This window comes from Sphingomonas sp. 7/4-4 (genome assembly GCF_027941955.1).
In the GTDB taxonomy this organism is placed as follows: Bacteria; Pseudomonadota; Alphaproteobacteria; order Sphingomonadales; family Sphingomonadaceae; genus Sphingomonas.
Map to the genome: position 1 here is coordinate 3,094,881 of NZ_CP115960.1, position 20,786 is coordinate 3,115,666.

General features: G+C 65.8%; 23 protein-coding genes and 2 pseudogenes. 13 read left to right on the top strand and 12 right to left on the bottom strand.

Features of this window, described 5'->3' with window-relative positions; genetic code table 11:
* The first annotated feature begins 3 nt into the window (after positions 1-3).
* Positions 4-666, top strand: a complete 663-nt coding sequence (locus PIB19_RS15620) for an MBL fold metallo-hydrolase (protein WP_271238097.1) — start codon at positions 4-6, stop codon at positions 664-666.
* On the opposite strand, the gene PIB19_RS15625 is transcribed toward PIB19_RS15620, so the two are convergent.
* Positions 663-1,097, bottom strand: coding sequence for an MAPEG family protein (locus PIB19_RS15625; RefSeq protein ID WP_056615396.1), 435 nt, complete (start codon positions 1,095-1,097; stop codon positions 663-665). The two genes, PIB19_RS15620 and PIB19_RS15625, sit on opposite strands and share 4 nt — an antisense overlap.
* A gap of 189 nt (positions 1,098-1,286) precedes the next feature.
* On the opposite strand from PIB19_RS15625, the gene rpmF reads away from it, so the two are divergent.
* The 5 genes and pseudogenes from rpmF to PIB19_RS15650 all read left to right on the top strand — a co-directional run bounded on the left by rpmF (position 1,287) and on the right by PIB19_RS15650 (position 4,258).
* Positions 1,287-1,466 (top strand): 50S ribosomal protein L32, encoded by a 180-nt coding sequence (gene rpmF, locus PIB19_RS15630; RefSeq protein WP_271238098.1) that lies wholly within the window; start codon positions 1,287-1,289, stop codon positions 1,464-1,466.
* Positions 1,467-1,495: 29 nt separating this feature from the next.
* Positions 1,496-2,528: pseudogene (plsX, locus tag PIB19_RS15635) on the top strand (phosphate acyltransferase PlsX).
* 17 nt (positions 2,529-2,545) lie between these two features.
* Positions 2,546-3,496, top strand: a complete 951-nt coding sequence (locus tag PIB19_RS15640) for a beta-ketoacyl-ACP synthase III (protein WP_443018748.1) — start codon at positions 2,546-2,548, stop codon at positions 3,494-3,496.
* A 116-nt stretch (positions 3,497-3,612) separates the two neighbouring features.
* Complete coding sequence (locus PIB19_RS15645) at positions 3,613-3,912, top strand: integration host factor subunit alpha (protein ID WP_271238100.1); 300 nt, start codon at positions 3,613-3,615, stop codon at positions 3,910-3,912.
* A 46-nt stretch (positions 3,913-3,958) separates the two neighbouring features.
* Positions 3,959-4,258: a MerR family transcriptional regulator gene (locus PIB19_RS15650; RefSeq protein ID WP_271241007.1), complete on the top strand. Its 300-nt coding sequence runs from the start codon at positions 3,959-3,961 to the stop codon at positions 4,256-4,258.
* Here the strand turns inward: PIB19_RS15650 and PIB19_RS15655 are convergent.
* Positions 4,255-4,791: a SixA phosphatase family protein gene (locus tag PIB19_RS15655; RefSeq protein WP_271241008.1), complete on the bottom strand. Its 537-nt coding sequence runs from the start codon at positions 4,789-4,791 to the stop codon at positions 4,255-4,257. The genes PIB19_RS15650 and PIB19_RS15655 overlap by 4 nt on opposite strands.
* 48 nt (positions 4,792-4,839) lie before the next feature.
* Positions 4,840-7,404, bottom strand: a pseudogene (locus tag PIB19_RS15660) (ATP-dependent DNA helicase); the annotation flags it as partial.
* Here PIB19_RS15660 and PIB19_RS15665 point away from each other — a divergent pair.
* Positions 7,331-7,492, top strand: a complete 162-nt coding sequence (locus PIB19_RS15665) for a hypothetical protein (RefSeq protein WP_271241073.1) — start codon at positions 7,331-7,333, stop codon at positions 7,490-7,492. The pseudogene PIB19_RS15660 and the gene PIB19_RS15665 overlap by 74 nt on opposite strands.
* Positions 7,493-7,593: 101 nt before the next feature.
* On the opposite strand, the gene PIB19_RS15670 is transcribed toward PIB19_RS15665, so the two are convergent.
* Positions 7,594-8,040 carry a hypothetical protein gene (locus PIB19_RS15670; protein ID WP_271238101.1) on the bottom strand — a complete coding sequence of 149 codons (447 nt, stop codon included), beginning with the start codon at positions 8,038-8,040 and terminating at the stop codon, positions 7,594-7,596.
* A 453-nt stretch (positions 8,041-8,493) separates the two neighbouring features.
* Here PIB19_RS15670 and PIB19_RS15675 point away from each other — a divergent pair, with 453 nt between their 5' ends.
* Together PIB19_RS15675 and PIB19_RS15680 are read left to right on the top strand one after the other, a co-directional pair.
* Positions 8,494-8,790, top strand: coding sequence for a type II toxin-antitoxin system RelE/ParE family toxin (locus PIB19_RS15675; RefSeq protein WP_271238102.1), 297 nt, complete (start codon positions 8,494-8,496; stop codon positions 8,788-8,790).
* 59 nt (positions 8,791-8,849) lie between these two features.
* Positions 8,850-9,188 (top strand): HigA family addiction module antitoxin, encoded by a 339-nt coding sequence (locus tag PIB19_RS15680; RefSeq protein WP_271238103.1) that lies wholly within the window; start codon positions 8,850-8,852, stop codon positions 9,186-9,188.
* 321 nt (positions 9,189-9,509) lie between these two features.
* Here the strand turns inward: PIB19_RS15680 and PIB19_RS15685 are convergent, their stop codons facing one another.
* Positions 9,510-9,914, bottom strand: coding sequence for a DUF4437 domain-containing protein (locus PIB19_RS15685; RefSeq protein ID WP_271238104.1), 405 nt, complete (start codon positions 9,912-9,914; stop codon positions 9,510-9,512).
* 126 nt (positions 9,915-10,040) lie between these two features.
* Here PIB19_RS15685 and PIB19_RS15690 point away from each other — a divergent pair, with 126 nt between their 5' ends.
* Both PIB19_RS15690 and nhaA read left to right on the top strand, forming a co-directional pair.
* The gene (locus tag PIB19_RS15690) at positions 10,041-11,633 is read left to right on the top strand and encodes a lysine--tRNA ligase (protein ID WP_271238105.1); all 1,593 of its coding nucleotides are present in this window, start codon (positions 10,041-10,043) and stop codon (positions 11,631-11,633) included.
* Entirely contained in the window at positions 11,630-12,844 is a 1,215-nt protein-coding gene (nhaA, locus tag PIB19_RS15695) for a Na+/H+ antiporter NhaA (RefSeq protein ID WP_271238106.1), read from the top strand. Before PIB19_RS15690 ends, nhaA begins: the two co-directional genes overlap by 4 nt.
* On the opposite strand, the gene PIB19_RS15700 is transcribed toward nhaA, so the two are convergent.
* From PIB19_RS15700 to PIB19_RS15730, 7 genes are all read right to left on the bottom strand, one after another.
* Positions 12,813-14,015 (bottom strand): MFS transporter, encoded by a 1,203-nt coding sequence (locus PIB19_RS15700; protein WP_271241009.1) that lies wholly within the window; start codon positions 14,013-14,015, stop codon positions 12,813-12,815. The two genes, nhaA and PIB19_RS15700, sit on opposite strands and share 32 nt — an antisense overlap.
* A 72-nt stretch (positions 14,016-14,087) precedes the next feature.
* On the bottom strand, positions 14,088-14,984 hold the full coding sequence (locus tag PIB19_RS15705; protein ID WP_271238107.1) for an HNH endonuclease: 897 nt from the start codon (positions 14,982-14,984) through the stop codon (positions 14,088-14,090).
* 60 nt (positions 14,985-15,044) lie between these two features.
* Positions 15,045-15,584, bottom strand: a complete 540-nt coding sequence (locus PIB19_RS15710; protein WP_271238108.1) for a phytanoyl-CoA dioxygenase family protein — start codon at positions 15,582-15,584, stop codon at positions 15,045-15,047.
* Between the two features lie 112 nt (positions 15,585-15,696).
* Positions 15,697-16,626: an electron transfer flavoprotein subunit alpha/FixB family protein gene (locus PIB19_RS15715; protein WP_271238109.1), complete on the bottom strand. Its 930-nt coding sequence runs from the start codon at positions 16,624-16,626 to the stop codon at positions 15,697-15,699.
* An 82-nt stretch (positions 16,627-16,708) separates the two neighbouring features.
* On the bottom strand, positions 16,709-17,461 hold the full coding sequence (locus PIB19_RS15720) for an electron transfer flavoprotein subunit beta/FixA family protein (RefSeq protein ID WP_056615438.1): 753 nt from the start codon (positions 17,459-17,461) through the stop codon (positions 16,709-16,711).
* Between the two features lie 693 nt (positions 17,462-18,154).
* Positions 18,155-19,357: an ADP-forming succinate--CoA ligase subunit beta gene (gene sucC, locus PIB19_RS15725; protein WP_271238110.1), complete on the bottom strand. Its 1,203-nt coding sequence runs from the start codon at positions 19,355-19,357 to the stop codon at positions 18,155-18,157.
* A gap of 123 nt (positions 19,358-19,480) precedes the next feature.
* On the bottom strand, positions 19,481-19,786 hold the full coding sequence (locus PIB19_RS15730; protein WP_271238111.1) for a hypothetical protein: 306 nt from the start codon (positions 19,784-19,786) through the stop codon (positions 19,481-19,483).
* 25 nt (positions 19,787-19,811) lie between these two features.
* Between PIB19_RS15730 and PIB19_RS15735 the strand changes: the two genes are divergently transcribed.
* Positions 19,812-20,312, top strand: a complete 501-nt coding sequence (locus tag PIB19_RS15735) for a sterol desaturase family protein (RefSeq protein WP_271238112.1) — start codon at positions 19,812-19,814, stop codon at positions 20,310-20,312.
* Between the two features lie 32 nt (positions 20,313-20,344).
* On the top strand, positions 20,345-20,776 hold the full coding sequence (gene msrB, locus PIB19_RS15740) for a peptide-methionine (R)-S-oxide reductase MsrB (protein ID WP_271238113.1): 432 nt from the start codon (positions 20,345-20,347) through the stop codon (positions 20,774-20,776).
* The last annotated feature ends 10 nt before the right edge of the window (positions 20,777-20,786 follow it).

The following is a 20,786-nucleotide window of genomic DNA, read 5'->3' on the forward strand; positions in this document are numbered from 1 at the left end:
CGCATGTCGAACCCTCCGATGCGCGTGGCGATCGTGCCGGTCACGCCGCTCCAGCAGAATTGCAGCCTGCTCTGGTGCACGCGCACGATGCGCGGCGCCTTTGTCGATCCGGGCGGCGACCTCGATCGCCTCCGCGCGGCGGCCGCGCAGCACAAGGTGACGATCGAAAAGATCCTGATCACCCATGGCCATATCGACCATTGCGGGCTGGCGGGCGAATTCGCCGCCGAACTGGATGTCGGCATCGAAGGCCCGCACGAGGCCGACCGCTTCTGGATCGACCGGCTCGAAGAGGATGGCCGTAAATATGGCGTGCGCGGCGTGCCGTTCGAGCCTGGTCGCTGGCTGGCCGATGGCGACCAGGTGACTGTCGGCGCGCTGGTGCTCGACGTCTATCATTGCCCCGGCCACACGCCGGGCCATGTCGTCTTCCACCATGCGCCGTCGAAGCTGGCGATCGTCGGCGACGTGCTGTTCCAGGGATCGATCGGCCGCACCGACTTCCCCAAGGGCAATCATCAGGATCTGATCGACGCGATCACCGGCAGGCTGTGGCCGCTGGGGAACGACACGGTGTTCGTCCCCGGCCACGGCCAGCCCAGCAACTTCGCGCACGAGCGGCGGACGAATCCGTTCGTGAGCGATGCGGCGCTGGCGCGCGGCTAACCGACCGGGCGGATCTTGAAGACGGTGGTCGGCGGCTGCTTGGGCGCCTGCGCGCCGAGATAGATGGCATAGCCGGCGAGTGCCAGCATCGGCAGGAAGGTGAGCAGCATCCCCGCCTGCCGCATCCACAGCCGCGCGACCATCCCGACCGCATGGAGCGCGCGGCCGAGCAGAAACGCGGCGGCAAATCCCCAGAGCCAGATCGTCGGCCCCGTCGCGAGTTCGATCAGGGCAATGAGAATCAGCGTGATCGGCGCATATTCGGTGAAGTTGAGATGCGCGCGCATCCGCGTGGTCAGCTCGCCATTGGGACCCTCGCCATGGAGGATCCTGTTCGACACGCGGATTCGCGAGATTCGCACGCCGAGCCAAAAGTTGAGCAAAGCTGCGGCGCCGGCAGCGGTCAGCGTGACGGGCAGGAAGAGCGTCATGGAGGTCCCCTTTGAGTTTCCGATCTGCCACGCCCTTGCAACTCGGGCAAGAATCGGTATACGCGCGGCCTCGCTTCGTGACCTGCCCCGTTGGTCCGGCGGGCAGCCGGCCTAACCGTCGCTTGCCCGGACACCTATGCGGGCGTATCGCGACCTGATTCATGTGTTCTTCGAAGTAAAGGTGCCTGAATGGCCGTTCCCAAGAGAAAGACCTCGCCCTCGCGGCGTGGCATGCGCCGGGCGCACGATGCGCTCACGGTCGATGCGTTCCAGGAATGCTCGAACTGCGGCGAACTGAAGCGCCCGCACAATCTGTGCGCGGCGTGCGGCCATTATAACGGCCGCGAAGTCACCTCCGTAGAGGGCTGAGCCACGCACGCGACCCAGGGCCAGCCGGCATGACCACCCCAATGCGAATCGCCGTCGATGCGATGGGCGGCGACGAGGGGATCGCGGTTATGCTCGCGGGCGTTGCGCGTGCGCGCCGTCGTTTCGAGGGGATGGAATTCATCCTCGTCGGCGACGAGGCGCAGATTCGCGCGGGTCTCGAAAGCCACCCGAATTTGACGGCTGCGTCGGAGATCGTCCACGCGGCCGGCGTCGTCGCGGCCGATGAGAAGCCGAGCGCAGCGATTCGCCGCGCCAAGACCACGTCGATGGGAATCGCCATCGATCAGGTGAAGCAGGGCAAGGCCGGCGCCGCCGTATCCTCGGGCAATACCGGCGCGTTGATGGCGATGGCCAAGCTGTCGCTCCGCACCATGCCGGGGATCGACCGGCCCGCGCTCGCGGCGTTGCTGCCGACACTTGGCGAGAACGACACCGTGATGCTCGATCTCGGCGCCAATACCGAAGTGGATGCGCAGAACCTCATCCAGTTCGCGGTGATGGGCGCCGCTTATGCGCGAATCGCGCTCGACCTCGAAAGCCCTCGCGTCGCTTTGCTCAACATCGGCACCGAGGAGATGAAGGGCACCGACAAGATCTCGCGAGGCCGCCGCCGAACTGCGCGCCGCCAAGCATCTGCGGCTCGACTTCAAGGGCTTCATCGAAGGCAACAAGCTGTCGCGCGGCGAAATCGACGTGATCGTCTGCGACGGTTTCGCCGGCAATATCGCGCTCAAGACGATCGAGGGGACCGCGCGATTCGTGGCGGACCTGCTCAAGCGCGCTTTCTCCAGCTCGACGCGCTCGAAGATCGGCTTCCTGATCTCGCGCCCGGCCACCGAGTTGCTGCGTACCCATCTCGATCCCAACAATCACAATGGCGCGATCTTCCTCGGCCTGAACGGCATCGTCGTGAAGAGCCATGGCAGCGCGAACGAACTGGGCGTAGACACGGCAATCGGTTTCGCGGCGAAGATGCTGCGCGACGACCTCAATCGGCGAATCGCCGAGGATCTCGGGAATTTCGAGGCAAAGGCTGCGTGACCATTCGTTCGGTGATTATGGGTACCGGCTCCTTCCTGCCGGAACGACGCGTTTCCAATGCCGAACTGGCGGAGCGCGTCGAGACTTCCGATGAATGGATCGTCGAGCGCACCGGGATCCGCTTCCGCCACATCGCCGGGGACGATGAGACCACCAGCACGCTGGCGACCGCCGCGGCACGCGCCGCGCTCGAATCGGCAGGGATCGCCGCGACCGATATCGACCTGATCGTGCTGGCCACCGCCACGCCCGACCAGACCTTCCCGGCCAGCGCCACCCGCGTCCAGGCTGCATTGGGCATCAACGATTGCGTCGCGTTCGACGTCGCGGCGGTGTGCTCGGGCTTCCTCTACGCAGTGCAGGTCGCCGATTCGATGATCCGCGCGGGCGCGCACCGGCGCGCGCTGGTGATCGGCGCCGAGACCTTCAGCCGCATCCTCGACTGGGAAGACCGCGCGACCTGCGTATTGTTCGGCGACGGCGCCGGCGCGATCGTGCTCGAAGGCCAGGAGAGCGACGCAGCGACCGGCCGCGGCATCCTCGCGACCCGGCTGCACGCCGACGGCCGCCACAACGACCTGCTCTATGTCGACGGCGGTCCCTCGACCACGGGCACCGTCGGCAAGCTGCGGATGAAGGGGCGCGAGGTCTTCCGCCACGCCGTGGTCAATCTCGCCGCGGTGATGGAGGAGACGCTCGGCGCCGCGGGACTGTCCTCGGACCAGGTCGACTGGGTGGTGCCGCACCAGGCCAATGCCCGCATCCTCGATGCCACTGCGCGCAAGCTCGGGCTCGCGCCGGGGAAAGTGGTGGTGACCGTCGACCAGCACGCCAACACCTCGGCGGCATCGGTGCCGCTCGCGCTCGATACCGCAGTCCGCGACGGCCGGATCAAGCAAGGCGACCTCCTGGTTCTCGAAGCCATGGGTGGGGGTTTTACCTGGGGTGCAGCGGTCGTACGTTTCTGATATGTGTCAGGCTGAGTGGTGAGTCGTTACTGAGGCGGAATGTTGAGGTTTGCGGCGTGATCGCAATCTGATAGAGTCAAGACCGGACACTGATTAACATTGGGGGACATGCCGACATGCCGGCTGCGGGCACGCTGACAAGGGCAGATCTGGCCGAATCGCTGCATCGCGAAGTCGGGCTTTCGCGCGCCGATGCCTCGCGTCTCGTCGAGCAGATTCTCGGACATATGTGCGAAGCTCTTTCGAAGGGCGAGAACGTCAAGATCTCCGGTTTCGGCAGCTTCATCCTGCGCGACAAGGGCGAGCGGGTGGGGCGTAATCCCAAGACCGGTGTCGAAGTGCCGATCGCACCCCGCAGGGTGCTCACTTTCAGAGCCAGCCAGATGATGCGCGACCGCATCGTGGCAGGCAACTGAGAAGGGCCGTGCCCCCTCGGAGAAGGCGGCAGGCGCCCTCCGCACCATTGGGGAACTCGCGCAGGAAATCGGCCGACCCCAACATATATTAAGGTATTGGGAAACCCGTTTCCCCCAGCTCCGCCCGCTGACTCGCGCGGGAAACCGGCGTTATTACCGGCCCGACGACGTCGCCCTGGTGCGGCGCATCCACCATCTTCTCGCCGATGAAGGCTATACGATCCGCGGCGTGCAGAAGCTGCTCGCCTCCGAAAAGGCGGCCACCCGGTCGCCCCGGAGCAGCGCCGAGGCGTTCACTGCAATCCGCGACGCGCTGGTCAAGGCGCTCGAAGAGGATGGCGGCTAGCGCGCATCCGGCCCGAGGCTGGGATCGAGATCGCGGGGGCGCACGAAGCGCACCAGCGTGGCGCTGCCGGCCTTCACCTCTTCCCAGCCCGCAATGTCGAAGGTCATCTCGGCCAGGGTCGCCGTGGGAAACTTGATCTCGACTTCGTCGCGCAGCGCGCCGCCGTCGGGCACCAGCAGCAGCACGAGTTCCTCGAGCCCCGGATTATGCCCGACGAGCAGCACGTGATCGGCCCCGTCGGGCAGCCCGTGGACGACATCGAGCAGAGTCGCGGTCGAGGCGAGGTAGATGCGCTGGTCCCAGGCGGGGGCGAGGTCGCTGCCATAGCCCTGGCCGACATGATCGAGCGTCTCGACCACGCGCATCGCGGGCGAGGCGACGACGCGCTCGAAGGCGAGGCCCAGCGCCTTCATGTGGCGGCCGACCATCGCCGCGGCGCGCTGGCCCTTGGGGTTGAGCGGCCGATCGAAATCGCGCGCGACCGGATCGTCCCAACCCGACTTGGCGTGGCGCAGCAGCGTGAGCGTCTTCATCACTTCCCCAAGCTCGTCAGGCGTTCGCGGGCGCCTCATGCCGCAATCGGCTCTCGAGGAAAGCCGAACGCGCGCCACGGCCTCGTCGAGCGTGACGCGCGCCACCGGCGTGCCCGGCGGAAACGCATCGAGCAGCCGCGACGGGCTCGCCGCGGAGAGCAAAACGAAGCTGCCGCGATCGTCGGCGCGGCGAATCAGCCGGCCGAATGCCTGCGCCAGCCGCGCGCGGACGATGCGATCGTCATACGCGGTGCCGCCGCCGGCGAGCCGCCGCGCCGCGTGGAGCACGCTCGGCTTGGGCCAGGGGACGCCCTCCATCACCACCAGCCGCAGCGAATGGCCGGGGACGTCGACACCGTCCCTGAGGGCATCGGTGCCGATCAGCGAGGTCCGCGGATCGTCGCGGAAGATGTCGACCAGGGTGCCGGTGTCGATCGGATCGACATGCTGGGCGAGCAAAGGAAGGCCCTCGCGCGCCAGTCGGTCGGCGATGCGGGCATGGACCGCGCGCAGCCGGCGGATCGCGGTGAACAGCCCCAGCGTGCCGCCTTCCGCCGCAACCACCAGCCGGGCATAGGCATTGGCGAGCGCGGGCAAGTCGCCGCGCTTGACGTCGGTGACGATGAGCACTTCGGCCTGGCCCGGATAATCGAACGGGCTCGCCGCCTCGAACCGCTGGGCGGGGCGCAGCAGGTGCGACGCGCCGGTACGCGCCTCGGCAACGTCCCAGTCGCCGCCCGCGCGCAACGTCGCCGACGTGATCACGGCGCCGTGCGCGGGCTCGAGCACCGTTTTCGCGAAAGGCTTGGACGGATCGAGCCAGTGGCGGTGGAGGCCGACATCATATTCGCGCCCTCGACCCGATCGACTGCCAACCAGTCGACATATTCGGGATCGGCCGGCCCGCCGATCCGGGCGATCAGCGCCAGCCATGCGCCGACGGTCTCGGTCCGCCACCCGAGCGAAGCGATCGCGCCTTCGATTCGCGCGCGCGCCGGGCCGTCCATCCAGTCGGGCGCATCGGCGAGCACCGCTTCGAGCCGGCGCCCGAGCTTGACCAATGGGCGGACGAGCGCGTCGAGCGCCGCGCCGGCAGGTCCCGCCGCCTCGACCAATGCGCCGTCGGGCTCGGCCAGCTCGGTCTCTAGGCCATAGCCCGCATCGCCCGAGCCGTTGACGTCTCGTGCATAGACCAGCCCGCGTACCGCCGCGAGCAGCGCCTCCACGGGTCCGAACGGCTCGCCTTCGTTCAGCCGCTGGAGCCAGCCGTCGCTGGGCAGCGCGCGGGCGGCATCGACTGCCTCGGCGATCGCGAGACCGCCCTCTTCGTCGTAACTCGCGACGTCGGAGAGCCGCGCGGCGAGGCCTCGCCTCCGACCGCGCGATCCCGATTCGGGGCCGGTGATCCAGCGGCGGATCTCGATCGCTTCCTGGCCGGTGAGCGCCGCCGAGAACATCGCGTCGGCGGCGTCGAACAGATGATGCCCCTCGTCGAAGACATAGCGCGTCGGCCGCGTCGCCGACTCTCTTCCTCGTGCCGCGTTGACCATCACCAATGCGTGATTCGCGATCACGATGTCGGCTTCGGCCGAGGCCCGCGCCGCGCGCTCGATGAAGCATTTCCGGTAATGCGGGCAGCCGGCATAGATGCACTCGCCGCGCCGGTCGGTCAGCGCAGTCGAGCCGTTGCGGCGGAACAGAGTGGGCAGCCAGCCGGGCAAGTCGCCGCCGATCATGTCGCCGTCGGCGCTATATGCTGCCCAGCGCGCCACCAATTGCGCGAGGATCGCCGCGCGGCCGGCGAATCCGCCCTGCAGCGCGTCCTCCAGATTGAGCAGGCACAGATAATTCTCGCGGCCCTTCCGGGTGACGATCCGCCGCTTGCGCGTCTCGGGATCGGGAAACAGCCGCTCGCTCTCCTGCGCGAGTTGGCGCTGCAGCGCCTTGGTGAAGGTCGACACCCAGACCGGCCCTTCGGCGCGCTCGGCCCAGAGCGAGGCGGGGGCGAGATAGCCGAGCGTCTTGCCGATCCCCGTTCCCGCTTCGGCGAGGATCAGATTGGGCGAATCGCGCATTGCGCGCGGGGCGAAGGCGCCCGCAGCGGCGGCGGCATAATCGCGTTGGCCCTGGCGTCGCTCGGCACCGCTGCCGGTGAGCCGCGCCAGCCGTTCGGCGATATCCGTATCGGCGAGCGTGATGGTGCGCGGCGCGGGGCGCGGCGGGCGCTCCTCCCATTCGGGAAGTTTCGAGAACAGCCAGCGTTCGGCCTGGCCCGGCTTGGCGATCGCCGGGCTCAACGCCGGCGCCCAGGGCCAGCGCAGCCGGAACAGCGACTGGAGCGAATTCCACCCCTTCGCGCTCGGGCCAGTCACCCGCCGGCACCGCCAGCAGCGCCTCCGCGGCGCGGCGCAGAAACGGCGCGACCTCCGCATCGTTTTCGGGAATTGCGAGGCCGGTGGCGCGGGCAAGGCCCTTGGGCGTGGGAACCATGAAGCGCGCGGGACGGAGGAAGGCGAAGAGTTCGAGCAGATCGAGCCCGTTGATCTCCGGATGGCCGAGCCTTTGGCCGATCAGCGGCGCATTGAGCAGGATCGTCGGCGTGTCGGCGGCGATGCGGATCGCCTCGCCACGGCTGACGGCGCGCGTTTCCTCCGCGGTTGCGATCCAGATGCCGCCATGGCTGGCGTGGAGCGCGGGATAGGGCAGAGGCGGCGTCATCGGCGCGTCAATCTGTACGCTTTTCGTTCCGCATCGCCAGCCGAAATCGCGTGTCGAGCACGGCAAAGTTGCGGGACTCGCGTGTCATTCGTCAACTTTGCCCGTCGGTACGCAGCGCCTCGGCGGCACCGAGAACGCCGCGCGCACCGCGGCCAGCGCCATGCGGGTCTCATAGCGGTGGATCGTCCCGACGAACTTGCCGCGATAGAAACGCGGCCGCGTCGAACCGTGTCTGAACTGGTCGATCACGAAGTCGAGCGCACGCTCGCGTGCTTCATATTCGACGATCGTCCAAGCGAGCGCGAAGCTCTCCGCGCCCGGGCGACGGCGCAGATTATAGGCGGAGGCGCCGCTCATCCCGACCGAACGCGCCGCCCGCGCGACCACGCCGCTTTCGGCCAGCGCCGCGATGAACCCGCGCTGGCGCTCGGGCGTCCAGCCGTCGTGACGATGCCGGGTGAGCGGGACGGGGGTGAAATCGGGGAGTTCGTCCTCGATGTCAGGCGGATCGGGAGGCGACGACTCGTGCATCCACGAGTCTATCCCAGACGAAATCCTACATTGGAAGGGGGAATGGCGGGGTTTGCTGACCGCCCAGTTGCGGACCTCGATCGATCTTCTTGGCAACGACGAAGTCTGGCCGACTGCAGGCAGTCCGCTTTCGAGCAGCGCCGACTGAAAAGCCGACGTCGCCAATGGCGCCTCGAAACCGCTTAGTCTGGTCGTCAGCCCTTGGCTCGATAACTGTCGGGGCGAGGCCCTTTCGAAGCAGGATGTGTTAAGTCAATCGGCCGTGATAGGGACCTGCCCGATCTGTACCGTAGAGCGCCGAACGCCGCATAACCTCATGTCGAACTTGTAGGTCGCTCAACTTCAGCGCATGTCGTGCGAAGGCCGCTCGTATATGTCGAGAGCATATAATTGCTTGACTCGTTCACCCGTTCTGACTATATGCTATAGACATATAAACGAGGAACAGGGTTCATGCGGATCGGAGTGTCAGACAAGCGGATCAAGCTGCTGCTCCGCACACCTCCGGGCGAGGCGGTGCGCGGGCTGCAACCTGCAGTTGCAATGTCGATCCGCATTCGCTTCGGCGTGCTTTCGGCGGCGGATAGCTTGAAGGAGGCCGCAGACGCGCACCCTGAATGGCGAACGCACCGTTATGGCGGTAGCAAAACGCTTTGGAGCATCGACGTTACGGGCAGCACCCGTTTGCTTTTTGATTACAACACCAAGGCTAAGGAGATTACGAATATGACCTACGACGATCCGCATTAGCGAGGAGACGGCTGGCGCGTCCGCACGCGCAGCCAGTTGCAATTATTCGGATGTTTGACATGCCTACCACGGAGAACCAGTTCATCGAACGCAACGAGTTCCTTACGGACCTCTATCCCATCCACCCCGGCGTTATGTTGAAGGTGGAAGTTCTTCCTACCCACAAGGTCACGGGGTCGGCCTTGGCAGACGCGATTAGCGCTACGCAGCCGAGTGTTGCCAAGGTGTTGAATGGCAAGGGGCCCATTACGCCAGCACTTGCGGCGCGCATCGAAGCCGCGACTGGATATTCGGCTGCTTTGCTTTGCAAGATGCAGACCGCATACGATCTGGCAGAAGTAAGAAGGGAAAATCAGGCGCGCCTTGAGAGCATTCCTAGGCTCGCCGCGTTTGCATAGGATAGGATTGGAAACCCTTCAAAGCTGATATCTAAACGGCCATCCCGACGGGTGGCCGTTTTTTATTTTCTATCGCCTTGATCTTCGCCATCTCGCTTTCCTAAGCGCTGCGATGCGGACACTAATCCGCGCTTCGGTGTTGCATCTATCCAGAGACCAATGGCGGCTTTCGGGATTAAGCGCCTGCTCTGAATGACTTGAACTGGGCGCCTAGCGACCACGCTCGCGGAACGCCGTGACGCCTGTAAACCATCCGTTGCGGACCTGGCAGCCGACCGAATAGCGGACCTTCCTCTCTGGCCGGATGCCGAATGACCCGCCCTATTTCGCCGGGAGGTGCGTCGTGTCGCGCTTTCCGGACCAGCTGATGAACATCGTGCACCGATCGCTGAGGCACGAATCGACGTGCGGCTGGTTGGCCGGCTGGAACCAGTAGCTTCCGGGGCCCATGGACGGCGCCGAGGCGTAGGCGCCGGCCTCCGCATGCTTCATCACGCCCTCGATGACGACGAGCCGGTAATCCGAGGAATGCACATGCGGCCCGCCTTCGCCGCGACCGAAGCGCATGAGCATGTCGGAGGGGCCGGTCGCGGGATCGCCACTGAGCACTGCGATCTGCGTGCTGTTCGGGTCGTTCGGATTGGTGGGCACGAAGCGAGCCTCTGTGACGGGCACCGTCACGGCGGCTTGCGACGCCGCCGCCAGCAAGGCGATGATGTAGCTCATCAACGGTCTCTCCTCGTAACCGGTGGGGACGCTCCCACAGCGGAAGCATGTATGCAACGCACGGCGCGTCATGCCCTATGCGCGACGCTGGCTCCCTGCGCCGGTCTTCGCTAGACGCGCCTGATCATGACCGACATCGCACCCGAACTGCGCGCCGCCGCGCTCGACTCCAAGGCCTGGCCCTATGAAGAGGCGCGGAAACTGCTCAAGCGCTATCCGGACGGTGCGCCGGCGAAAGGCCATGTCCTGTTCGAGACCGGCTATGGCCCGTCGGGGCTGCCGCATATCGGCACGTTCAACGAAGTGCTGCGCACGACGATGGTGCGCCGCGCGTTCGAGACCCTGTCGGACATTCCGACCCGCCTGATCGCATTCAGCGACGACATGGACGGGCTACGGAAAGTGCCGGACAACGTGCCCAACAAGGAGATGCTGGCCGAGCATCTCGGCAAGCCGCTGACGCGCATTCCCGATCCGTTCGGCACGCATGAGAGCTTCGCCGCGCACAATAATGCATTGCTCCGCGAGTTCCTCGATCGCTTCGGCTTCGACTATGAGTTCGTCTCGTCGACCGATTATTATGCGGACGGCATTTTCGACGATGCGCTGAAGAATGTGCTGCGCCACTATCAGGGCATCATGGACGTGATGCTGCCGACGCTGCGCAAGGAGCGCCAGGCGACCTATTCGCCGGTGTTGCCGGTGAGCCCGAAGAGCGGCATCGTCCTCCAGGTGCCCATCGAGGTGCTCGATCCCGAGACGGGGATGATCGCGTTCGAGGATGCCAGTGACGGTAGGGGCGAACGGATCGAGCAGTCGATCCTCGGCGGGCAGGCGAAGCTGCAGTGGAAGGTCGACTGGGCGATGCGCTGGGTGGCGCTCGGCGTCGATTACGAGATGTCGGGCAAGGACCTGATCGATTCGGTGATCCAGTCGTCGAAGATCACGCGGGTGCTGGGCGGCAGGCCGCCCGAGGGCTTCAACTACGAGATGTTCCTCGACGAGAAGGGCGAGAAGATCTCCAAATCCAAGGGCAACGGGCTCAGCCTCGAGCAATGGCTGACCTATGGACCCGACGAGAGCCTGGCTTTCTACATCTATCGCGAGCCCAAAAAGGCCAAGGCGCTCCACCTCGGGCTGATCCCGCGCGCAGTGGACGATTACTGGCAGTTCCGCGGCAATTATGCCGCCCAGCCGATCGAGCAGAAGCTCGGCAATCCGGTGCACCATATCCATAACGGCCCGCCGCCGGCGGAGACCTTGCCGGTGACGTTCGGGTTGCTGCTCAACCTGGTCGGGGTGATGGGCGAGGCGAGCAAGGAGCAGGTCTGGGCCTATCTCGCCAATTATGTCCCCGACGCGACGCCCGAGAGCTATCCGGCGCTCGACGGCTTGATCGGCTATGCGCTGGCTTATGCCCGTGACTTCGTGACGCCGACGCTCAAGAAGCGCGCGCCCGAGGGCGTCGAGGTCGAGGCGCTCCGGCGGCTCGACACCGAACTGGCGGCGCTCCCGGCCGACGCATCGGCCGAAGACATTCAGAATATCGTCTACGAGATCGGCAAGACCGGCGGGTTCGAGAGCCTGCGCGACTGGTTCAAGGCGCTGTACGAGACCCTGCTCGGCTCCGAGCAGGGACCGCGCATGGGCAGCTTCATCGCGCTCTACGGGATCGAGAACAGCCGGAAACTGATCACAGAGGCGCTAACCAGGGCATGATCCGCCGCGTCCGCTCGGCTACCCGCGACTTCCTCCATAGCGAGGCGGCGGGCGGGATCGTGCTGATGGCGGCGGCGGCGTGCGCGATGCTCGTCGCCAATCTGCCCGGGCTGTCCGCGGACTATTTCCACTTGCTCCATCTCGAGACCGGCCCGGTGATCAGCCCGAAATACGGGCCGATGAGCGTGCATCTGTGGATCAACGACGCGGCGATGGCCTTGTTCTTCCTGCTCGTCGGGCTGGAGATCAAGCGCGAGTTCGTCGTCGGGCGGCTGGCGAGCTGGGACCGGCGGCGGCTGCCCGTGCTCGCCGCGGCGGCAGGGATGGCAGTGCCGGCGTTGCTCTATCTGCTGGTGGCAGGGCATCAGCCCGCGCTGGTTCGCGGCTGGGCGATCCCCGCGGCGACCGACATCGCCTTCGCGATCGGGATCCTCGCGATCCTCGGCAAGCGCGCGCCGACCGCGTTGAAGCTGTTCCTGACCACCGTCGCGATCGTCGACGATCTCGGCGCGGTGGTGATCATCGCCTTGTTCTACACCGCCAAGCTCGATCTGGTGTCGCTGGGACTGGCGGCGGGGGTGCTGCTGGTGATGTTCGGGCTCAACCGCGCCGGGGTGCGGCGGCTGTCACCCTATCTGCTGCTGGCGGTTTTGCTCTGGGTGTTCGTGTTCCGATCGGGGGTGCATGCGACGATCGCGGGGGTGCTCGCCGCGCTGGCCATCCCGATTTCGCGCGATCCGGCCGAATCGCCGCTCCACCGGCTCGAGCACGCGCTGCATCCGTGGTCGGCGTTCCTCGTGGTACCCTTGTTCGGCTTCGCCAATGCCGGCGTGTCGCTCGCGGGCGTGACCCCGTCGGTGCTGCTCGATCCGCTGCCGCTCGGGATCGCGCTGGGGCTGTTCGTCGGCAAGCAGCTCGGCATCTTCGGCGCGATCGTCGCCGCGCACCGCATCGGTTTCGCGGCGAAGCCGGGCTGGTCGAGCTGGCCGCAAATCTATGGCGTGTCGCTGCTCGCCGGAATCGGCTTCACGATGAGCCTGTTCATCGGCGGGCTGGCTTTCGCGGGCGACGCTGCGCTCGCCGACGAGGTCAAGATCGGGGTGCTGGCCGGATCGGTGCTCTCGGCGGCCGCGGGCTATCTCGTCCTGCGCTTCGCACCGCCGCGCCGCGCGCTCGCGATCAAGCTGATCGCGCGACGGCGGGGGCCCTGAGCGCGCGGCGTTCGGCCAGCACCGCGACGCACCAGACCAGGAAGCCGCCCAGCGCCAGCGCCGCGCCGACATAGCCGGTCGAGGTCCAGCCCCAGCCCGCGGCGATCGCCATCCCGCCGAGCCACGGCCCGAGCGCATTGGCGGTGTTGAACGCCGAATGGTTGAGCGCCGCCGCGAGCATCTGCGCATTGCCGGCGACATCCATCAGCCGCGTCTGGAGGATCGCGCCGAGCGCCCCGGCGAAACCGATCGCGAAGACCGCGAGGCAGATCGACCAGAGATGCGCGGCGGCAATCGGATAGAGCGCCAGCGCCGCGGCGCTGCCGAGCAGCAGCACCGCCGCGGTGGGCATCAGCGCGCGATCGGCGAATTTGGGGACGATGATGTTGCCGATCGTCATCCCGGCGCCGAACACCGCGAGCACGACCGGGATCATGCCGGCGGAGACATGCGTCACTTCGAGCAAAGTCGAGGCGACATAGGTATAGACGCAGAACAATCCGCCGAAGCCGATCGCGCTGATCCCGAGCGTGAGCCACACCTGCCCGTTCGCCAGCGCACCGAGCTCGCGCAAGGGGCTCGCGTCCTGCGCCGGCCGATCCCGCGGCGCGAGCCACCAGACCAGCGCCATGGTGAGCAAGGCGAGCACCGCCACGACGGCGAAACCCCAGCGCCAGCCGATCGCCTGGCCCATCCAATTGGCCAAAGGCACGCCGATCACCGTCGCGATGGTCAGCCCGAGCAGCACGCGCCCCACCGCCTGCGAGCGCTGGTTGTCGGGGACCAGCGACGCGGCGACCAGAGCGGCGATGCCGAAATAGGCGCCGTGCGGCAGCCCGCTGAGGAAGCGGAACACCAGCATCCAGCCATAGGTCGGCGCCAGCGCACTCAGGGCGTTGAACAGGCCGAAGCTCGCCATCAGCGCGATCAGCAGCGTCCGCCGCGCCATCTTCGCGCCCAGCACCGCGAGCAAGGGCGCGCCCACCACCACGCCGAGCGCATAGGCACTGATCACATGCCCCGCGGTCGGCTCGTCGATGCCGAGCCCCTGCGCGAAATAGGGCACGAGGCTCATCGTCGCGAATTCGGTGGTGCCGATCGCGAACCCGCCCATCGCCAGCGCGAAATGGACGAGCGCGACGGGCGTGGTGCGGGCGGCGGGGGCATGCATCGGCCCCAAGTGGTCACGCTGCACTGCAGCGTCAACCGGACGGCGCTGCACATACGAATGCAGACGGCGCAATCACCCTTTAAAGCAATGCTCGCGATGCCAACTCAGAAACAGAGGGTGCGGACTGTCGGCTAGCCGCGACGGCGGCCGCGCGCGCCGCGAGTGGTTGAGGAGCCCGGCAATGCCGTCGCGATCATTCACATGGTGAGAGATCAGAATCGACAAATCGTCCGCGAGCGACAAGAGCCCTCGATCGAACATCCAATGCACCGTGCCGGAAAGCGCGAGGCCATTGGAGACGATATCTGGGCCGTCTGCCTCGACGGATCGAATATGTGCCGCTTCGACTTCGGCGCGCCCACCGCCGTTGATCAACTTCAACCCAGTCAGTGCGCATCGGGAATCATAGGCGTCTAGAACCGTCCGCCGGAATGCGCGATCGCGCAGGGGTCGCGAGACTAGTTGCTGCACCCGTTCTCGCGCTTCGAACTGAAAGGTCGCAACCTCTTCGCGAACGCGATTATCTGGCGCGGGCAAATCTTGCCGCGGAAGCAATTCCGCATCGTCTCGTAAACCAAGATTCACGATCCGCATGAAATCCTGAGTCGAGAGCGGACGAACGGCTGCCTGGGTACGTCCTGAAACCTTCTCATGCTCGTTGAGCAGACCCCGCTCCACCGGCTCTCCTCCGATCGTGAACGGGACGGGCGTGCTGAACTGGAGAAAGCTGCCCGGCTCGATCAGGGCATAGTACATGCCAACTTGATCGGGATCGGGAGCGATCGAGGCCACTCGCGCTACTGCCCGGTAACCGCGGGACTGCTGCACCTTCACTGGCTCGTAATAGAGGATCCAATCTCCACTGCAGGCCCGCGCCCGGCCAAGATATTGTTTCGGAAAGTGGTAGCGAATTGCCGGCGTGTCCCGGTAGATCGAGTCTTCGCGATGGATGAAGACGCCGTTCGCCATTTGCTTCGACTATCGGCCTGACCCATGCGTTGGCAAGCCAAGCAATCGGACCGGCGGCGATCAGATGCCGAGCCAGTCGAGTCCCTGCGGCAACGTCTCCGCCGAATAGTCGACCTGGAGCACGCGGCGGCGCCCGCCAGCCACTGCCGCTGCAGATGCGTGGACGATCGGAGTCGCATAGAGCCACACATTGCCGGCCTCGGCGAGACACGCGGCGGCGCCACAGCGCTCGACTACATCGGCGAGCGCCGATTCGGCGATCTTGCCGAGTCGATGCGAGCCAGGCGCGATCAGCAACGGTGCATTATCGGCGGGGACGGCGTCGAGATGTACACGGATCGTCACCATGTGCTCGATCACCGCGAAGGGCGGCTCGACATGCTGCATTCCTGCCTTGATCGACCAGGGTCCATAGCCGAGCACATCGACGCGTTCCTTGACGGCGATAGTACGGTCCTGATGCCATCCCAGCGCCCAGTTCGCCGCTGGGCTCTTGTCGAACAGCACCGCCCGGACGGGTCGCGTCGCTGATCCGACAAACCGGCCGAACGCATCGGGCACGAGCAGTTCGGCCAGCCCAGTAACGCCGTGCAATCGCACGCCCGCTCTGTCTTGCGGTAGGGTCGATACGAGCGCTTCGAGCGCAGCAAGAAAGGGGCGGCGGCACCGGGAAGGTGCGCCGCCCCATGTTCGTCGAGGTTCAAGCCCGCGCTCAGAGCTTTTCGGTCAGCTCCGGGACGATCTTGAACAGGTCGCCGACGAGGCCGATGTCCGCGACCTGGAAGATCGGGGCGTCTTCGTCCTTGTTGATCGCGATGATCGTCTTCGAGTCCTTCATGCCCGCCAGGTGCTGGATCGCACCCGAGATGCCGATCGCGATATAGACCTCGGGCGCGACGATCTTGCCGGTCTGGCCGACCTGATAGTCGTTCGGCACATAGCCGGCGTCGACCGCGGCGCGCGAGGCGCCGACCGCGGCGCCGAGCTTGTCGGCGAGCGGCTCGATGATCGCATGGAAGTTCTCGCTGTTCTGCAGCGCGCGGCCGCCCGAGACGATCACCTTGGCGGCGGTCAGCTCGGGGCGCGTCGATTCGGCGATCTCGGCGCCGGCGAAGGTAGAGAGTCCCTTGTCGCCCGCACCCGACACGGCTTCGACCGTGCCCGAGCCGCCGCTGGTCGCCGCCTTGGCGAAGGCGGTGCCGCGCACGGTGATCACCAGCTTCTTGTCGCTGGTCTGCACGGTGGCGATCGCATTGCCGGCATAGATCGGCCGCGTGAACGTGTCCGGACCTTCGACCGAGAGGATGTCGGAAATCTGCATCACGTCGAGCATCGCAGCGACGCGCGGCGCGATGTTCTTGCCGGTGGTCGTGGCGGGGAAGACCACGGCATCGTGGCTGTCCATCAGGCCGACGATCAGTGGCGCGACATTCTCCGCCAGCGCATGCTCATAGGCCGCGTCGTCGGCGAGATGCACCTTGCCCACGCCGGCGATCTTCGCGGCTTCATCGGCCACCGCGGCGGCGCCCGAGCCGGCGACGAGGAGATGGACCTCTCCCAGCTGCGAGGCGGCGGTGACGGCGGCAAGCGTCGCGTCCTTGACGTGCTTGTTGTCGTGTTCGACCCAGACGAGCGTTTTCATAGCTTCTTCTCCGTTCGCCCTGAGCTTGTCGAAGGGCGGTGAGACTCACTCGGGCTTCGACAAGCTCAGCCCGAACGGGTGGTTACTTCGCGACGCCGAGACCCTTGAGCTTCTCGACCAGCTCGTCAACGCTGCCCACCTTGATGCCTGCCTGGCGCTTGCCGGGCTCGACCACCTTGAGCGTCTTGAGCCGCGGCGAAACGTCGACGCCGTAATCGGCGACCGTCTTCTTCGCGACCGGCTTGGACTTGGCCTTCATGATGTTGGGCAGCGTGGCGTAGCGCGGCTCGTTGAGGCGCAGATCGGTGGTGACGATCGCGGGCAGCTTGAGATCGACGGTCTCGAGCCCGCCATCGACTTCGCGCGTCACCTTGACGCCGTTGCCGCCGAGCTCGACCTTTGAGGCGAAAGTGCCCTGGCTCCAGCCGAGCAAAGCCGCGAGCATCTGGCCGGTCTGGTTCGAATCGTCGTCGATCGCCTGCTTGCCGAGGATGATCAGCCCGGGCTGTTCCTCTTCGGCGACCTTGGCGAGCAATTTGGCGACGCCGAGCGGCTCGATCTCGTCTTCGGTGGCGATCAGGATCGCGCGGTCCGCGCCCATTGCGCGCGCGGTGAGCAGTATGTCGGTCTCGGCCTTGGGCACGCCGATCGTGACGACGACGACTTCGGTGGCCGCACCCTTCTCCTTCAGCCGGACCGCTTCCTCGATGGCGATCTCGTCGAAGGGGTTCATGCTCATCTTGACGTTCGCCAGATCGACGCCCGTCCCGTCCGCTTTCACGCGGGGCTTCACATTATAGTCAAGCACCCGCTTGACCGGCACCAGCACCTTCATCGAAATCCTCTCCATCGCTGGAAGATCGGCAATGCCAATCGCTAATGCCCGAGAATCGATTCAAGTCCAGCCCCAAAGCGTCTCCAGCATACCCGATCATCGAAAAAGCCGCCCGAACCGCCTTGTTACGGAGGCGACACCAGTTCACCGCAAATTCAGGAGAGAAGCTGCAGCTTCGTGCAGGAAGGGAGAGAATATGGGGAAATATAGTTTGACGCTCTGGGCGATGCTGGCGGTGACTGCCGCTACGGCACCTGCCTTCGCACAGGAAGCGCCGGCAGCCGCCAAGGAGAAGGCCAAGCCCAAGGCAGGTACGATTTCCGGAATGCCGGGGGCCGCGTCAGCCAGCTATGCGCGCTGCGCACCCGGCAATCCGATCGGCGGGATCATCGTGAAGGGTGGGTCCAACCTGCCAACGGGGACCGCCGAGACCGAGGGAATTGCCCGTCCACCGGTGGCACCGAAGCTGCGGAGGGCAAGGGGCGAACCTATACCGGCGGCCGCCGCAACGAGGACGCGCCACCGGCAGCGGTCGAAGCGACACCGGCGGCGAGCGGCGACATGCCCTCGCGCCTGTCGATGACGCCGACCACGATCAAGGCAGTCGCGCCGGCAGCGACTGGATTGCTCAAGAAAAAGGACGACGAGTAATCGACGAGCGGGCTGCCCGTGCGGCCCGCTTGCCGATCAACGTCAGGCCGCGATCTTCTGCACTTCCGCGACGATCTTCTTCGCGGCATCGCCAAGGTCGTTGGCCGCGACGATCGGCAGGCCCGAATTGGCGAGGATGTCCTTGCCCTGCTGGACGTTGGTGCCTTCGAGGCGGACGACCAGGGGAACCGACAGATTCACTTCCTTCGCCGCGGCGACGATGCCCTCGGCGATGATGTCGCAGCGCATGATCCCGCCGAAGATGTTGACGAGGATGCCCTTCACCGCCGGATCGCTCAGGATGATCTTGAACGCCGCGGTGACCTTTTCCTTGTTGGCGCCGCCGCCGACATCGAGGAAGTTGGCGGGGAACATGCCGTTCAGCTTGATGATGTCCATCGTCGCCATGGCGAGGCCGGCGCCGTTGACCATGCAGCCGATATCGCCGTCGAGCTTGATGTAGGCGAGGTCGTATTTCGACGCCTCGAGCTCCATCGGATCCTCTTCGGTCTCGTCGCGCAGCTCGGCGAGGTCCTTGTGGCGGAACATCGCATTGCCGTCGAAGGCGACCTTGGCGTCCAGCACCAGCAACTTGCCATCGTCGGTGACCGCGAGCGGGTTGATCTCGATCTGCTCGGCGTCGGTGCCGAGGAAGGCGTCATAGAGCTTCGAAGCGGTCGAGGCGGCCTGCTTGGCGAGATCGCCGGTCAGTCCGAGCGCGGCAGCGACGGTGCGGCCGTGGTGCGGCATGAAGCCGGTCGCCGGATCGATGTCGATGCTGTGGATCTTCTCGGGCGTGTCGTGCGCGACGGTCTCGATGTCCATGCCGCCCTCGGTCGAGGCGACCATCGAGATGCGGCCGGTGGCGCGATTGACCAGCAAAGCGAGGTAGAATTCCTTCGCGATGTCGACGCCGTCGGTGATGTAGAGGCGATTGACCTGCTTGCCGTGCTCGCCGGTCTGGATCGTCACCAGCGTGTTGCCGAGCATGTCGGTCGCGGCGGCGCGGACCTCATCCTCGGTCTTGGCGAGACGGACGCCACCCTTGGCGTCGGGGCCCAGTTCCTTGAACTTGCCCTTGCCGCGGCCGCCGGCATGGATCTGCGCCTTGACGACATAGAGCGGCCCGGGGAGCTTCTTCGAAGCCTCGACGGCCTCCTCGACGCTGAGCGCGGCGAAACCCGCGGGGACCGGAACGCCGAACTTGGCGAGCAATTCCTTGGCCTGATATTCGTGGATGTTCATGGGCGCGCCCTCGTGTTGCCGGCGAAGTTTGCGAGCGCCTTAAGCACGGCGCTGCGATGAATCCAAACCTTTTCCGCTTAAATGCGATTGCGAGGTAGTTGCAATAATACTCGTATCGCGCGACTAGCCCAATCCCGTCGCGCAGAGGGCCGCCGAGCTCGAGGTCACGCCGAGAATCTCCGCATCGCCGAGCGCGCGGACGCGGTGGAGGAACCGGTCGATCGACTCGGATCCGCGCGCCTTGGGCAGATCGGCGATTCGCATCAGCTGCTTGAGCGAGAGGCGATCGACCATCCGCTCGGCCATGCACGCCGACAGCGGCTCGGGCAGTCCTGCATTGATCAGGCCGGTCCGTAGCCGCGCTTCGGGAACCGCGCATCCGGCCAGCGAGACCAATGCCGCACCCGCAACCAGCAACCTCGCAACCATCGCCTCGCCTCGCTATATCGCCATTATGCATCCCGCTTTGGGCATCCTGCTGTTCTTGGCAACGATCCTGGCGATGGAAGGCTTCGCCTATGTCGCGCATCGCTGGGTGATGCACGGGCCGGGCTGGTTCCTGCACCAGAGCCATCATCGCCCGCGTACCGGCGCGTTCGAGCGCAACGACCTGTATGCCGTGATCTTCGCCGTCCCCTCGATCGTGCTGCTGCTCGGTGGGGTCCAGCTCGGCTGGTGGCCGGGCACGACCTGGATCGGTGCCGGGATCGCCGCTTATGGCGCGATCTATTTCGGTTTCCACGACGTCATCGTCCATCGCCGGCTGTCGCATCGCTATGTCGCCCGCTCGCGCTACATGAAGCGGATCGTCCAGGCGCACCGGCTCCATCACGCCGTGGAAAGCAAGCACGGCGCGGTGAGCTTCGGCTTCCTCTGGGCGCCGCGCGCCGACATACTCAAACGCCGGCTCAAGGCGCGCGGCGACTTGAGCCCGGTTAGTAGGAACCCGGATTGACGGACATCGCCCCTGGGCACACATCGGAGGCCATGGAGCAGCTCAACCTGTCCGAGACCGAGTGGCGCAAACGGCTCACGCCCGAACAATTCCATGTGCTGCGCGAAGCCGGCACCGAACGCGCCTTTTCGGGGCGCTACAACGACAACAAGGCTGACGGCATCTACGCCTGCGCCGCGTGCAAGCTCGAGTTGTTCGACAGCGCCGACAAATATGATTCGGGATCGGGCTGGCCGAGCTTCACGCAGCCGATCGCGCCCGATCATGTCGTCGAGCATGCCGATGTCAGCCACGGCATGCGCCGCGTCGAGGTGCGCTGCGCCCGTTGTGACGGCCATCTCGGCCATGTCTTTCCCGATGGCCCGCCGCCGACGGGGTTGCGCTACTGCATGAATTCGGTGAGCCTCGACTTTCGTTCACGCGGCGGCAACCCGAACGGGGCTAACGAACCTTCCGGCTCCTGATTCTTGTGAG